General features: G+C 44.0%; 16 protein-coding genes and 1 pseudogene. 13 read left to right on the forward strand and 4 right to left on the reverse strand.

Annotation, left to right across the window (positions count from 1 at the left end; all coding sequences use genetic code 11):
* On the reverse strand, window positions 1-155 hold a 155-nt coding region (locus R8269_RS22500), incomplete at its 3' end, for a YeaC family protein (protein ID WP_318126382.1).
* A gap of 101 nt (window positions 156-256) precedes the next feature.
* Here R8269_RS22500 and R8269_RS22505 point away from each other — a divergent pair.
* Complete coding sequence (locus tag R8269_RS22505; RefSeq protein WP_258476869.1) at window positions 257-1,078, forward strand: DUF2989 domain-containing protein; 822 nt, start codon at window positions 257-259, stop codon at window positions 1,076-1,078.
* Window positions 1,079-1,195: 117 nt separating this feature from the next.
* Here R8269_RS22505 and msrB read toward each other — a convergent pair whose 3' ends face one another.
* Entirely contained in the window at window positions 1,196-1,603 is a 408-nt protein-coding gene (gene msrB / locus R8269_RS22510; protein ID WP_005380698.1) for a peptide-methionine (R)-S-oxide reductase MsrB, read from the reverse strand.
* A 337-nt stretch (window positions 1,604-1,940) separates the two neighbouring features.
* On the opposite strand from msrB, the gene gap reads away from it, so the two are divergent.
* The 10 genes from gap to R8269_RS22560 all read left to right on the forward strand — a co-directional run bounded on the left by gap (window position 1,941) and on the right by R8269_RS22560 (window position 12,041).
* On the forward strand, window positions 1,941-2,936 hold the full coding sequence (gene gap, locus R8269_RS22515; RefSeq protein ID WP_005380697.1) for a type I glyceraldehyde-3-phosphate dehydrogenase: 996 nt from the start codon (window positions 1,941-1,943) through the stop codon (window positions 2,934-2,936).
* A gap of 155 nt (window positions 2,937-3,091) precedes the next feature.
* Window positions 3,092-3,976, forward strand: a complete 885-nt coding sequence (locus R8269_RS22520) for a D-hexose-6-phosphate mutarotase (RefSeq protein ID WP_017635820.1) — start codon at window positions 3,092-3,094, stop codon at window positions 3,974-3,976.
* 198 nt (window positions 3,977-4,174) lie between these two features.
* Window positions 4,175-6,211 carry a methyl-accepting chemotaxis protein gene (locus R8269_RS22525; protein WP_206949292.1) on the forward strand — a complete coding sequence of 679 codons (2,037 nt, stop codon included), beginning with the start codon at window positions 4,175-4,177 and terminating at the stop codon, window positions 6,209-6,211.
* Window positions 6,212-6,307: 96 nt separating this feature from the next.
* Window positions 6,308-7,135 carry a 23S rRNA (guanine(745)-N(1))-methyltransferase gene (rlmA, locus tag R8269_RS22530; protein WP_062730495.1) on the forward strand — a complete coding sequence of 276 codons (828 nt, stop codon included), beginning with the start codon at window positions 6,308-6,310 and terminating at the stop codon, window positions 7,133-7,135.
* Window positions 7,136-7,232: 97 nt separating this feature from the next.
* Window positions 7,233-8,180, forward strand: a complete 948-nt coding sequence (locus tag R8269_RS22535) for a ChaN family lipoprotein (protein WP_053349599.1) — start codon at window positions 7,233-7,235, stop codon at window positions 8,178-8,180.
* A 251-nt stretch (window positions 8,181-8,431) separates the two neighbouring features.
* Window positions 8,432-8,791, forward strand: coding sequence for a hypothetical protein (locus tag R8269_RS22540; protein ID WP_053349598.1), 360 nt, complete (start codon window positions 8,432-8,434; stop codon window positions 8,789-8,791).
* 398 nt (window positions 8,792-9,189) lie between these two features.
* Complete coding sequence (locus tag R8269_RS22545; protein ID WP_318222664.1) at window positions 9,190-10,767, forward strand: alkaline phosphatase; 1,578 nt, start codon at window positions 9,190-9,192, stop codon at window positions 10,765-10,767.
* 136 nt (window positions 10,768-10,903) lie between these two features.
* Window positions 10,904-11,203 (forward strand): ribbon-helix-helix domain-containing protein, encoded by a 300-nt coding sequence (locus R8269_RS22550; protein ID WP_005384938.1) that lies wholly within the window; start codon window positions 10,904-10,906, stop codon window positions 11,201-11,203.
* A gap of 140 nt (window positions 11,204-11,343) precedes the next feature.
* The gene (locus R8269_RS22555; RefSeq protein ID WP_005380685.1) at window positions 11,344-11,739 is read left to right on the forward strand and encodes a VOC family protein; all 396 of its coding nucleotides are present in this window, start codon (window positions 11,344-11,346) and stop codon (window positions 11,737-11,739) included.
* Between the two features lie 17 nt (window positions 11,740-11,756).
* Complete coding sequence (locus tag R8269_RS22560) at window positions 11,757-12,041, forward strand: putative quinol monooxygenase (RefSeq protein ID WP_213880855.1); 285 nt, start codon at window positions 11,757-11,759, stop codon at window positions 12,039-12,041.
* A 69-nt stretch (window positions 12,042-12,110) separates the two neighbouring features.
* On the opposite strand, the gene R8269_RS22565 is transcribed toward R8269_RS22560, so the two are convergent.
* Window positions 12,111-13,790 (reverse strand): mechanosensitive ion channel family protein, encoded by a 1,680-nt coding sequence (locus R8269_RS22565; protein WP_005380681.1) that lies wholly within the window; start codon window positions 13,788-13,790, stop codon window positions 12,111-12,113.
* Window positions 13,791-13,981: 191 nt separating this feature from the next.
* On the reverse strand, window positions 13,982-14,422 hold the full coding sequence (locus R8269_RS22570; protein ID WP_005384948.1) for a YcgN family cysteine cluster protein: 441 nt from the start codon (window positions 14,420-14,422) through the stop codon (window positions 13,982-13,984).
* A 188-nt stretch (window positions 14,423-14,610) separates the two neighbouring features.
* Between R8269_RS22570 and R8269_RS22575 the strand changes: the two genes are divergently transcribed.
* The gene (locus R8269_RS22575; RefSeq protein ID WP_005380625.1) at window positions 14,611-14,859 is read left to right on the forward strand and encodes a GlsB/YeaQ/YmgE family stress response membrane protein; all 249 of its coding nucleotides are present in this window, start codon (window positions 14,611-14,613) and stop codon (window positions 14,857-14,859) included.
* Window positions 14,860-14,995: 136 nt separating this feature from the next.
* Window positions 14,996-15,066, forward strand: a pseudogene (locus tag R8269_RS22580) (YkgJ family cysteine cluster protein); the annotation flags it as partial.

A 15,066-nucleotide genomic window follows, 5' to 3' on the forward strand; every position in this document is an offset into this window, starting at 1 on the left:
TGTTTTGATTGATACAACATCACAGCTTGCATACACGAATCTCGCTGCTCTTTAGAAAGTGTTGTACCCTCAGGCCATCTTCCCGTTTCTACTGCATACACTAAGCGATCATAAACTTCTGGAGTCATCGCTTGTAATAGTTGTTCTGCGTCCATAGTGTACCTTCTTATTACATTCTATTTACAGAACATAACGGGTTAAGAAACTGAGTCAAGAATACGAAAATGAATTGGTGTAACGGATCACAAGCAAAGCCATGAAAAGAACAAACTGGTTACTTCTCAGCCTCGCATGTTTTGCGCTATCGGGCTGTTTTGAAGGTAACGTGACAACCGAAGAGTTGTGCCAAAAAACACCAGAGCTGCGTTGCGAGCAGCTCAATATGGATGACGGCCAATGTCGAATTCCAAGAACAAATTTGGTTTGGCATCGGTTTGAGCAATTGAAAAACCCATCAGAGGCCAACCAAATCATCGAATACGGTCTGGTCGCTGAATATAGGAAATGCTTAGAACTCGCCTCCCAGATCACCCCTATTGATCAAAGTGCTCTCAAAAGACAACGCTTTAATGCATTGGTACACAGTATTGATGAGCTAGAGCGCATCGTAAACGAGTTAAAAGGCTCAGAAGACCCGGCTACTTTGTATTTCTTATGGTCTCAAACGGGAGATACTCAAGCTCGGCGCGCATTTTTACAAATGGAAGGGTCTCCCCAATTAAATAATGCTGAGATGCAATATGCATTAGCCACTTTTTATACCAACCGAGATACCAAGAAAACCCTGGAGCTTCTTAATAACGCGTTGTCTTTATCTGATGAAGACAACATCAATCCGGTCATTCTCAAGTCAATGGCAAGTATTCATCAGGGGCTTGGAGACAAAGAGCAAGCGTATCTATGGGCAATGGTCGCGAAGAGATTCGACGTACTGCTTGCTGATGAAAAGCAGCTCCAACGTATGTTCAATTTCAGTCATCCAGAGCGATATAAGCAGTTGGATGAATTAGCCGAATCGGTGGCGAAAGCCATAGAGAAAGGTATCTATTCCCCAGCAATGATACCCAGTGAGATATAAACGAAAAACTCCCGCAATGAGCGGGAGTTTTTATTTAAGTCGAGCGACACTCAGATCACTGTTGAGCATGAATCATCCTGAAAGGATAAAACAATCTCGAGCACAATTTTGTCGTTATTATTCTGATTTGTTGAAAATTAACGACACAGAATTAACACAAAAACGCTCTCCTGTGGTCTGTGGACCATCTTCAAAAACGTGCCCTAGATGGCTATCACACGTTGCACAACGAATCTCTGTACGTACCATTCCGTGACTTAGATCTTCTAAATAGCGCACCGCTTGATCGTTGATAGGCGCATCAAAACTTGGCCATCCGCAGCCAGAGTCATACTTGTTATCAGAGACAAAGAGAGGGGCATTACAACAAGTACAAGCATAAACACCAGTTTCCTTATTATGCAGTAGCTTACCGCTGAAAGGAGGCTCTGTACCTTGCTCTCGGCAAACACGGAACTCTTCATCAGACAGTTGCTCACGCCACTGTTCATCTGACTTCGTCACTTTTTTCCCGCTTTGTTCCACGACTTTCGGCTCCTTATTTACTGTTCTTGGTATTGACTTTTTTAGCAAAAAACTTGCTTCTCTTAACAGTTGTAGCACATACTTTCTCACCAGGACACCATGCGTAATTAATTTGATAAGAGCACTTATCTCACCAGTTATATTACGCCAACTGGGCTACAGAAGAATCAGTTAAAAGTTTAAAAAACGTACATTTGCAAAGAATTGTTAAAAAAAGCGTCGCTTTTTTTTGACTTTAAACAAGTTAAGTCCGATTATCACTTGCAGATGTTTACTGGATTCTGTAATTTTACTACCAGTTATCTTTAATCAGAAATTAAGTTGTGGAGCAACTATAATGACTATCAAAGTAGGTATTAACGGTTTTGGCCGTATCGGTCGTTTCGTATTCCGTGCAGCGCAAGAGCGCAACGACATCGAAGTAGTAGGTATTAACGACCTTATCGATGTAGATTACATGGCATACATGCTTAAGTATGACTCAACTCACGGCCGTTTCAACGGTACTGTTGAAGTTGAAGGCGGTAACCTAATCGTTAACGGTAAAACTGTACGTGTTACTGCAGAGCGCAACCCTGAAGACCTAAAATGGGACGAAATCGGTGTTGACGTTGTAGCTGAAGCAACTGGTCTTTTCCTAACTGACGAGACTGCACGTAAGCACATCACTGCTGGCGCGAAAAAAGTTGTACTAACTGGTCCTTCTAAAGACGCTACTCCAATGTTCGTTAACGGCGTAAACTTCGACACTTACGCTGGTCAAGACATCGTTTCTAACGCTTCTTGTACTACTAACTGTCTAGCGCCTATCGCTAAAGTTCTTAACGACAAGTTCGGTATCGAATCTGGTCTTATGACTACAGTTCACGCAACTACAGCAACTCAAAAAACTGTAGATGGTCCTTCTGCTAAAGACTGGCGCGGTGGTCGTGGTGCTTCTCAAAACATCATCCCATCTTCAACTGGTGCTGCTAAAGCTGTAGGCGTTGTACTTCCAGAAGTAAACGGCAAACTAACTGGTATGGCTTTCCGCGTACCAACTGCTAACGTTTCTGTAGTTGACCTAACTGTTAACCTAGTTAACGGTGCTTCTTACGAAGACATCTGTAAAGCGATGAAAGAAGCTTCTGAAGGCGAACTAAAAGGCGTTCTAGGCTACACTGAAGATGCAGTTGTATCTCAAGACTTCATCGGCGAAGTTTGCACTTCAGTATTCGATGCTAAAGCTGGTATCGCACTAACTGACAAATTCGTTAAAGTTGTATCTTGGTACGACAACGAAATCGGTTACTCAAACAAAGTTCTAGACCTAATCGCTCACATCTCTAAGTAATTAGAAAGTTAGCAATTAGCGAATAACTTCGTTAAAGAAAAGGCGGCTCTAGAGTCGCCTTTTTTGTATCTGGAATTTGAGAGAATGCAGGCTCGATGTTGCATTTAATGTGCGAAGCGCGTCTAAAAGCTCTCCCCAGCGATAGGAAACTACACATGGATTTAAAAACTCTCCCAGCCCTAACGGTGCTATCTGATAACGTCACTATCGTTGAAGTTGATCAGATAAAAATCGTCCGCGTGATTCATGACAAAGCAACGGCAGGCATCTCGCTATACGGTGGTCATGTCGTGTCGTTCACGCCTGAAGGTCAAGAAGATCTGATCTGGATGAGCGAAAAAGCTGTCTTCGATGGTAAAGCTGCTCTTCGCGGTGGTATTCCGGTTTGTTGGCCTTGGTTTGGGCGTATTGCTGCTCCAGCTCACGGCTTTGCCCGCACCGCAGAATGGGAGTTGGTTGAACATCGTGAGAACCATAACGGTGTGATTGTTGAACTTGCTCTGTTCCCGACAGAAGAAATCCACGATATTTGGCCCCATATGTTTGACGCTCGTTTGGTGATTGAAGTGGGCGATGAGCTAAAAGTGACGCTCAAAGTCATGAACATTGATGACGAGGCTTGGACCTTCTCTGGCGCATTACATACTTACCTAAACGTTGGAGACATTAAGCAAGCACAAACGACAGGCATGGGTGCCGAGTACATTGATAGCTTGAAAGCGGATGCGGTATGCCAAGGTGGTAATGTTCTACAACTAACTGACACCATTGATCGCGTTTACACGCAACCAGAAGCGAAAATTTTGGTAAAAGACCCGGTATTGGATCGTACGCTAAGCGTACACAACCAAGGCCACAACTCAGCAGTATTATGGAACCCTTGGGCAGAAGGTGCGCAAAGCATGGGTGACATGGCTGACGATGGTTATCAAACCATGTTGTGTGTGGAGTCTGCTGTTCATGCACCAAGTATTGAGCAAGGTCAAACGCTCCAACCAGGTGAGACACATGAACTTGTCACTGTCATTTCAGCGCAGTAAGAATCACCATATAAAGGCCGGGGATACCCGGCTTTTTTTGTAATAAAAGCTCTGCTTAGATGGTCCTATCTTTACTAACTTATTGGTTACTGGTCACTTTTGACGGTTTCATTAATAAATATCAAAAAAATTGATCATATAAACCGATAGCATACCGACACAAAACTCATAAATAATAAAAATATCAGGAATTAGTCTATGTTAGAGAGATACCGAAATCAAAGTGTCGGATTCCAGTTGAAACTGGTGATCACTTTGTGTCTATTCATTGCTTTCAGCAGTATTGCAGCGCTTGTTTACCGCAACGCTTCCGATGTTCTATTGGAAAGCACACTGAAAGAACACCAATCTAAAGTAGAATCAATGGCAAAAACCATTGCTGGCCAATTCGATGCTTACCTGCACACCGCTAAAGTCCTCGAATCTACTTTTCGCAATGGCTACCTTGCCGGTGTCTATGTCGAAAATTACACGGTTGACTTCATGGGACATGAAGTACCAAACATCACTCAATACAGTGAAAGCTTAATTAATGACACCAAGTTGGTCGACAGTTTCACACGTGATACCGGCGCTATAGCAACGCTATTCGCACCATTGGGTGACGACTTTATTCGGGTGTCCACCTCCCTAAAAGATCCACAAGGTCAGCGAGCGGTCGGAACCACGCTAGGCATCAACCATCCTGGTTATCAGCAACTTAAAGCAGGACAACCGTATTACGCTCAAATTAAATTGTATGGCGAGCGCTACATTACCTACTATGCCCCAATCAAAGATGCGACAGGAAAGGTAGCAGGCCTATCGTTTATTGGCTTACCAGTAGACCAAGCGACACAAACCTTATTCGATGCACTCGAAGAGATAAAATGGGGCGACACTGGTTACACCATTATCGTTGATAACGACGACAACAATCTTGGTAAATACCTACTTCATCCAGCAAAAAGCGGCTCAGATTCGTCAATACTAGAAGTCGCCGACTACAATGGTCACAAGCCTTTTGGTCAGATTTTCGAACAATCTAGTGGATTAATTCGCTACCCTTTCGAGTACCAAGGTAACGTAGGCGAAAAGTATCTTGTCTACACAGAGGTTCCAGGTTGGAATTGGAAACTGCTAGGCGGTACGTTTATCAAAGAAGTTACAAAAGGTAGCGACACGCTTCTCACACTCATTGCCATCATTTCTTCGGTAGCGGCAATCATTACTTTTGTTGTACTGACGCTTTTCTTGAATCGCAGCTTACAACCTCTCACGACTCTAAACTCATACATGACTCGCTTAGCGGGCGGCGAAGTCAGCTTGAACATTCCAGCGTCTCGTAAAGCATCAAAGAATGAAATTACGAACCTGAGCTCGGGTGTCGCCAGTATGGCAAGTCAGCTCAATGAACTCGTTGGTAAGATCCGTTCAACAAGCGACTTAGTGGAGAGCAACTCCACCAGCGTTGCCAACGATGCACATAGCAATTTGACCCAAGCCGACCGACAACAACAAGAAGTCGAGCAAGTTGTGATAGCGATTGAAGAAATGGCCTCTTCCGCTCAATCTGTCGCACAACAAGTCGAAAGCATTGCGGAAAACGTACGCTCAGCAAATACTGATAGTCAATCTGGTCTCGCGATTGTTGAAGGCGTATGTATCGACGTTGCTCAACTTAACGATCAATTGGATCAATCAGCAACGGCTATCGAGCAAGTAAATCGCGATAGCGAGAGTATTCAAACCGTCACTAAAATGATTGATGAAATTGCTGAGCAAACCAATTTACTTGCCTTGAATGCCGCCATTGAAGCAGCACGAGCAGGTGAGCAAGGCCGTGGCTTCGCAGTTGTAGCAGATGAAGTGCGCACACTTGCGCACCGAACCCAAAGCTCAGTTCAGGATGTCGTGGAAATTATCGAGAAACTAAAAGGGTCGACTCATAATGCAGTTAATATGATGACAGACAGCCAACGCAGTGCAAACCAGGTCTTGGACAAAGCACAAGACGCGGGCACAGCATTAGAAGCCATCGCAGTACAAGTGCAGTCGATAGCCTCTCAAGCCGACGCCATTGCAGCGACTTCAGAAGAACAAGCTCAAGTTTCACAAGAAATTGCAGCAAATGCCCATTCTATCAGTGAACTTAACCGAGAAAGCCGCAACACGAGCGCAAAAACCTCGCAAAGTGCCATTGAACTTCAACAACAAGCACGAAACTTGAAAGAGCAAGTCGACTTCTTCCACTAATACTTAATAAGAGCCGACCCAGTCGGCTCTTTTTGTTTCACTTGAGACCATGCTTTTTGATAGAATTTGCCGCCCTACTTTCTGTTCGAGATCGTCATGAACTATCAATGCCCTCTATGCCACCAAGCTCTAGCGTTAAATGAAAAAACGTTTAAGTGCGAAAACAATCATCAGTTTGACTTAGCAAAAGAAGGCTACGTTAACTTGATGCCAGCGCACCACAAACGTTCTAAAGATCCTGGTGACAACAAAGAGATGATGCAAGCTCGTCGTCGATTCCTTGAAGGAGATTACTACAACCCAATGCGCCAAGAAGTGGCGCAGCTGTGTGCAACATACACTGAGGGGAGCACCCATCAATTATTAGATATTGGTTGTGGTGAAGGTTACTACACAGATCAAGTACAAAAGACGATAGAAACACAAGCGAACCATGCCACGATTTATGGCTTAGACATTTCCAAAGTTGCCATTCGTTACGCGGCGAAGCGTTACACGCACTGCAACTTTAGTGTGGCTTCTAGTCACCGACTTCCCTTCGCAAATGAATCCTTAGATGCCATTTTGCGCATTTATGCCCCGTGTAAAGCTGAGGAGCTGCAGCGCGTTGTAAAAAACGACGGCGTTGTTGTCACGGTTACTCCTGCTAGTCGCCACTTATACCAACTGCGTGAGCGGATTTATCAAGAAGTTCGTCTTCACAATGAAGAACCAGAACATATTGAAGGGTTTGAATTAGAGCACCAGCAGCATCTTAACTATGTTATGGACTTGAAAAACGGAGCCGCAGTCGATTTATTGCAAATGACGCCATTCGCATGGAAAGCAACCGATGCTCTTCGTGAAGAGTTGAAATCCGCTACACTTTTCCAATGTGAGGCTGATTTTATGTTGCGTGTATATCGCAAAAAAACACTCAATTAATACGTCAAAAAAACAACAAACGCAAATAGTTATCATTTATATTGATTCATTGCTCAGCCTCCATTAATATCATCCGGACATTTTTGGAGGCTTTTCAATGCGCTTTTCTACTTTGAGCTTGCTCTTTGCAGGCTTACTTACTGGTTGCTCTTCATATACGCACACCAACTCTCACGCAACCTCAGCGGAAGTCACTAGTTTTTACGACTACCAACTATACACCCCTTCTGGCGAGCACATCGCTCTAAGCAAACTGCCAATTGAGCTGCAACAAGCAGATGTCATTCTTATTGGTGAATGGCACACACACGCCGGCATTCATCGCTTTCAAACCGATATGCTCAAACAACTTACGTCCTACGACCGCTCACTCGCGTTATCTATGGAACAATTTACCCGCGACAAACAACCTGTTGTTGACGCTTACCTACGTGGGGAGATCGGCGAACAGTACTTAATGAAACAAGCCAACGCTTGGCCCAATTATGAAAGCGACTATCGCCCTCTCGTGGAGTTTGCTAAGCAGAAAAATCTCCCGGTCATTGCAGCAAATGCACCAAAGAGCATTGTCCGATGCATTGGTCGACAAGGGCTAGATTACATTAACAAGCTCGATGATGATCAGCGGATGTTCATTGCACAAGCCATCAACACTGGTAGTAGTCCGTACAAAGAAAAGTTCATGGCATCCATGCATCACGGTAAGCCAGAGCAGACGGAAAAACAGTTTGCAGCTCAAGTTACTTGGGATGAAACTATGGCGGAATCTATCGTTAGCTATCTAGACGACAACCCAGGCGCTCAGATTGTCCATGTTGCGGGCAAGTTTCACACCGAGCAAGGGTTGGGTACGGCAGCATCAATCTTAAGCCGCAACCCGAGCTTAAAAGTGGTTGTAATTAGCCCAACAGATAACGTGCTTTCTGATAATACAGACTATCAGTTAGAGGTTCTCGCACCACCAGTACGGTATGTACAAGATGCTCACCGCATGGCGGCATATCAACATCTAACTAAACGCAATAACGATCTTCAATGTAAGTAGCTGGTCTTCAATTTAAGTTACTACCTTGCCGTTGCGTTGCATCATCACACCGCTTCGAGTTCATAGAGTGACAAGGGTCTGCTTCCTGCTGGTCTATTTTTTGCTAATGATCACCAGTAGAAACTAGAAGCGGCAAAAGCAGACCTGTTTTTATCCAAATAGCTTCAGAAATAAACTTTGCCGCCGATAAAAATATAACTGCTTTTTACCCGCACTCAGTGACCGAGTGTCGATGTTCCAAGGAGTATTCGATGAATCCAGTAGGAAGCACTTCTGTTAATAGCTATGCCAAACAACCTGTCGCCTCTAAACAAGCAAGTATTGCACAAGAAGAAACTAGTGCTTCGCCGCTGAAAGTCGAACACAATAAGGTGACGCTTTCGACCGAAGGCAAAGCGCTACTTGCCGCTCTGCAACAAATCGAGCACGACAGCAAAAAAATAGAAGCAGAAGATAAATCTGTTGGTGAAAAGGTCGAATCTTTCACGCATGGTGCGCTTGGCATGGATCACCCTGATAAAATCGAGAAAGAAGAGGATGGCTCATATTCTGCGGGTCAATACCTGTCTGCGGCACTTACCGTTGGTGGCATCATATTGGCATTAGTCTGATAACCAGTCTGATAATCGTCACGACAACAAATCCTATTTGAACCAAACACTTACTGCAGCCCATAATTTAATAAGCCAAAGAACGATATGATGCAAACGTAAGTGAATTCGACCGCTCTTGTGGCCCGATAATACATGCTCGTTTATTGCTCCCTAAACTAGGTTTCTTGTGAAGGCACTGAATGGATAACTTTAGTCCATGCTTTCAACTCCTAAGCGTAATCCAAGCCCACGTTTGTGGGCTTTCTTCTTTCCAAACTAACGAACGTTAGAGAGCGACTCATTTTTTCTGCAAAACCAAACAAAAACGACAATTTGGTTAAACTTTTATTACCGACACAAAACTTTCATAAATCATTGCTTTAATGCCTGCGCTTTCAATAAACAAGGAAAATATAATGAAGCGCTTAGTATCTCCAATCGTTACGGCAGTGGCTGCATCTACCCTCTCTTTCAACGCACTCTCAGCTGAAATCAAAAACGTCATTTTGATGATCGGCGACGGCATGGGTCCTCAACAAGTAGGTTTACTCGAGACCTACGCAAAACACGCACCTAACTCGGTTTACAAAGGCGAAAGCACAGCATTATACAAACTCGCTCAAGAAGGTGTGATTGGATCATCACTGACCAATCCAGAAGACGCAATTGTCGTCGACTCTGCGTGCTCAGCTACGATGCTAGCGACAGGAATCCCTACCGCTTCTGAAGTCATTGGCATTGATAGCCAAGGCAACCATGTCGAAACTATTTTGGAAAAAGCCAAAAGTAAAGGTAAGGCAACAGGGCTCGTCTCTGATACACGCATGACCCACGCAACGCCAGCAGCATTTGCCGCTCATCAACCACATCGTTCACTAGAAAACAGTATTGCGGCGGATATGCTCGAAACTGGCGTAGACGTGATGATGTCTGGGGGACTTCGTCATTGGATTCCAAAGTCGACAAACGACAAGGGAGAGACATACGAGCAACTTGAAAAGCTCACTCAAGGTAATGTCTACCTAAAATCGAAACGCAAAGACGAACGCAACTTGCTTGCCGAAGCGCAAGACCAAGGCTATAGCTTAGCTTTCAGCCGCGATATGCTCACACAAGCTAAAGGTGACAAATTACTTGGACTTTTTGCTTACTCGGGCATGAACGATGGTATTGCCTACAGTCAAAGCAAAAACGATCCAAAACGCACGCAGCCATCGCTGAAAGAAATGACCACCAAAGCAATCGACATTCTTTCAAAAGACAAAGACGGTTTTTTCTTGATGGTTGAAGGCGGCCAAATTGACTGGGCTGGCCACAGTAACGATGCAGGTACGATGCTGCATGAAATGCTTAAATTCGATGAAGCGGTAAACTCAGTTTATGAGTGGGCAAAAGGCCGTGATGACACCCTGATCATTGTTACTGCTGACCACGAAACCGGCTCTTTTGGCTTTAGCTACTCATCAGCAAACTTGCCTAAACCACAAAAACGCGACGGCGAAGCATTCAGAAATCAGGATTACGCGCCAAACTTCAACTTTGGTCAGTTCGAGATCCTCGATGGTTTATACAACCAAAAGAAAAGTTACTACGGCATGATCAGTGAATTCCAAGCGCTTGATAAGAAAGAGCAAACTCCAGAGAAGTTTGCGGAAGTCGTGAACGCAAATAGCGATTTTTCGATTACGCCTGAGCAAGCAGAACGCGTATTAGCAAGTAAACCAAATCCATACCGACTCGCTGGACACAAATACTTAAGCGAAGAGAACGTTCCGACAATCAATGACTTTGATGCTTTCTTTCCTTACAACGACCGTGGCAACTTGCTAGCGCGTGAGCATGCAACAAAGCAAAACACAGTATGGGGGACGGGTACTCATACGCATACTCCTGTCAACGTATTTGCTTGGGGACCTGCAGAAACTATCCTTCCAGTATCAAAAATCATGCACCACTCGCAACTAGGCGAGTACTTGAAGCAACAAATTAAATAATCAACTTGCACTTACTTCACAACTCGTGATGTTTCAACGCTCTCGCAAGGGAGCGTTTTTTTATGCATGAAAACAGTTGACGTTTTAAATCGTACACCACAATAATTATGGGTCTTTAATTATATGAATAAAGAAAATGTGCGAAATCTTTGCTAAGCAACCCCAAGACAACTATCAGTTCATCACCCGCTCTATCCGTATTGATGGTCACGCGACCAGTGTAAAACTTGAAGCGAGCTTTTGGACAATTCTTGAGGAAATCGCTAGTGCTCAAAACATGACGGTTCCTAAATTCATAAGCACTGTTTATCAAGAAGCACTCGAATACAATGGTGAAGTGAACAACTTTGCCTCCTTACTCAGATGCGCCTGCCTCACGTACGCTCGCCAACCTCAAGAGACCACTCGTCAAGCACTTGCGCAACTTAACAGTTAATAGCAACCAACCGACCAATAACCATCCTAAGCTATGTATCCGTATTATAACCCCTTGAGCATCTTCTAATTTGTCGTACTAGAGTACTACCCAGACTCCTTTTGAAATCGCTAACCTATGCGGACTATCAAGGAGTACCCATGACAAAAATGATTCACACCATGATCCGAGTAAGTGATCTGGACCGCTCTCTACAATTTTACTGTGACGTACTTGAACTAGAAGTCGCTGATCAATACATCTTTGATGGCTTTTCTCTAACCTATCTAGCCAACCAAGAAACTGGCTTTGAATTGGAACTGACGCACAATCACGACCAAAGTGAGCCCTACACTCACGGCTCAGGCTACGGCCACCTTGCCGTCAGCGTGGAGGACATTGAACAAGCCCACAAACGCATTAAATCTCTCGGCATTGAAACTGGTGACATCAAAGCCTTTGACCATCAACAAAAGCATTTAGCAACGTTCTTTTTTGTAACCGACCCTGATGGTTACAAAATTGAGTTCCTGCAACGCCAAGGGCGTTACCTATAACAAAAAGAGTAAACATTATGATGCACTTGACGGCTACCTTTCATGCACAACCGGGAAAAGAACAAGAGTTGAAAGAGGTACTTACCCAAGCGCTTGAACCTACTCGCAATGAAGAAGGTTGCGTTCGTTATCAATTGTTCCAAGATAAAGACAATGCATGCCACTTCGTTTTTCAGGAGCAATTTAAAGACCAACAAGCATTTGAGCTTCATGGTAAAACAGAACACTTTGCTCTTTTGATTAGCCAGATCGACAACTTGTTAGAATGCGAGCCGAAACTGGTGTTCTTCGACGAACTGTAACAATAACGCTAACCGAAGATCAAAAAAGGCACTCTACCTAGAGTGCCTTTCACTTGTTAGGACCTGTGATTAAGCGTCTTGCTTCTCCACCATATGCAAATGCACATCTTGTTGTGGGAAAGGAATCGAAATACCTTCTCGGTCGAAGCGTAGTTTCACTTCTTTTGTCACATCCCAGTATACATCCCAGTAATCATCCGTTTTTACCCAAGGACGCACAATAAAATCTACAGAAGACGTATTTAATGTATGAACTTTGATCATTGGCTCTGGAGTGCGAAGTACCGAAGGGTGAGAGGTAATGATATCAGACAATACTGACTCCGCTTTTAAGAGGTCATCCGCATAGCCAATGCCAAACACCATATCCACGCGGCGAATGCGTTCATGCGTGACGTTCTTAATAACATCTCCCCAGATTTTGCTGTTAGGAACAATAATAATTTGGTTATCAAACGTACGGATTGTGGTGTTCACCAAACTCATATGGCTTACCTTGCCATCCACACCGCCAGCATACACAAAATCACCAACATCAAATGGGCGATAAATAAGCAGCATCATACCCGCCGCGAAGTTGGATAACGTGTCTTGCAACGCGAAACCAATAATCACACCAGCAATACCGAAACCGGTTAGGATTGGCGCTAGGTTCAAACCAAGCTGAGATAAGCCCACCATGATACCGATCACCCACACGAATTTGCCGGACATCGAGATAAAGAAGTCCTGCATCAAGTGGGAAAGTTTTAAGTTTTTCGATGCAACTGCTTTACGGACGACTTTGCGAGTTAACTTAGCCAGTCCGCGAGCGATCAATAAAATCAGCGCAAAAACAAACAACTGGAAGATATGCTGCGGTGCATTCTCGGCAAACCAATCCAGTGCCGAGTTGGACCAGTGACTCAGTATTGACCACACAACTTTGGTATTCAGTAAATCATGGGTGATATTACCCGTCACTTCAAAAATTTGGCGTTTGTATTCAGACGTTTCTAAACCGACTTTATCACCAATTGAAATCAGGTTGCGTAAGCTTTCTGTCGCAATATTTAGCCTTTGTTTAGTAATGAGCTGACTAAGTTGCAACGACGCTTTTTCCGACTCTGGGCTAGACGAAAGTTGGGAGCCAATGATCTCACTTTGCTGACTCAAGTACTCAATTGAAGCAGACAGTAAGCGCATACGTTTATCAATTTTATCTTTTAGTTCCGCTTCTGCGCGCTCGTTTTGGGCCCCTAGCTCCTTCAACCAAGCGAGATTTTGCCAGCTCGAATCGAAGCTAACATCAAGATAACGCTGTAGCTCTCGATAATCGTTAACAAGAGCAAGCTTCTCTTCATCCTTAGCCTTATTTAAATCCTCGACGACTTTCTTTATTTTTTCCGATAGATAGTTCGTCGCGTCCTCAGAGTATTGTTCTTGTTTTTTAACTAGCAAGATCAGCTTGTCGCGAGAGATAGTTTCACGTTCAATCGCTGACGCTAACTGGCTTCTTAATTCTTCATTCTTTTGGAATAGTTGCAGTTGAAGGGCGTCACGCTCGTCGCCACTCGCTTGCGAGAGGCTTTGGGATAAATCCACAATCTCTCGGTTCAAGTTGTCAATCGAGATTTCGGCAGCAGAAGGCTCTTGGATATCGTCAGTAGCAGTCGCATGAACAGCCATTGGGGAGAACATAATGACGGCAAGTGCGAATAATGTCACCCAAGATGTCAGGCGCAGTTTCTGGGGGAAATGAAACGTCATGTTTACCTCATAGGGAACAATCCTGATCAAAACAATCAGGAATAGAAGTGTAAAGCGTTGAAATCATACTCCTAAGTTTACAACACTAAATAATAAACTGAGCAGCATTTCGTTAGCGAGACGTCAAAGTTGGGAGCCCCAATAGCAAACAAGCCTTTCATTTAATCAATGAAAGGCTTGTTTTTATTCGACTAAGGACGGTTGGGATGATTTAAAATATGGTCTTCCCAATCCACCACATCAATCTCGTAAACAACTTTGTTACGGACACTTTCCCCTGCCGCATGCATTGCGGACTTAGAGCCTGTAATCAACGGATGCCATTCTGGTAAAGGCTGCTTTTCAGCCAACAGACGGTAAGCGCACGTGTGTGGCAGCCAAGTAAAATCGTCGATGTCTTCTCGGGTCAGCTTGGTGCACTCTTCACCCGAAGTGAAACGGTTTGGGTAATCCTTACATGAACACGTTTTACTGTTCAGCCAGCTACAAGCCACATTGGTATAGTAGATTTCATCGGTATCTTCATCCATAAGCTTATGCAAACAACATTTGCCACAACCATCACAGAGAGATTCCCATTCCTCTTCTGTCATCTGCTCTAACGATTTACTTTGCCAAAATGGAGTGCTCATACTTCAGGTCTCACCAAGGGAATTTAGGGGGCGATTTATACTCTTCTCAACGCAAAAGTTCAAGTTTTGAGAAGATCTTGCATCCTTCCCACATAACGGTGGAGATATTCAACTACTTTCGTTTTACTGTTCTATCCTTAAACAAGTTTCCATTACTCAATTGATCAAGAAGGCATTAAGGAGTTTTCATGGGTATTATTTCTTGGATTATTTTGGGCTTAATCGCCGGCGCACTTGCTAAATGGCTCATGCCAGGAAAAGATGGGGGCGGTTGGATTGCAACAATGTTACTTGGTATTGCAGGGGCATTTGTAGGTGGCTTCCTTGGCGGCATTCTCGGTTTCGGCGGAGCAACTGGCGTCAACATTGGTAGTATCATTACCGCAACACTAGGCGCATTTATTCTGTTGTTTGTTTATAACCGTTTCTTAAAATAATCACGATGATTTAAAAGCAAAAAACCAAAAAGGGAGCGTAATGTTAAGCGCGCCCTTTTATTTTTTCTTTCTTCACTCTTCCAATCCACGTCAAAATGACCATAATTGCCCCCTTAATTTTTAAGAGGTTTACATTATGGATTGTCGATTAGGATGTGGAGCGTGCTGTATTGCGCCAAGTATCTCTTCACCAATACCTGGAATGCC

Source organism: Vibrio sp. Vb0667, from assembly GCF_033391095.1.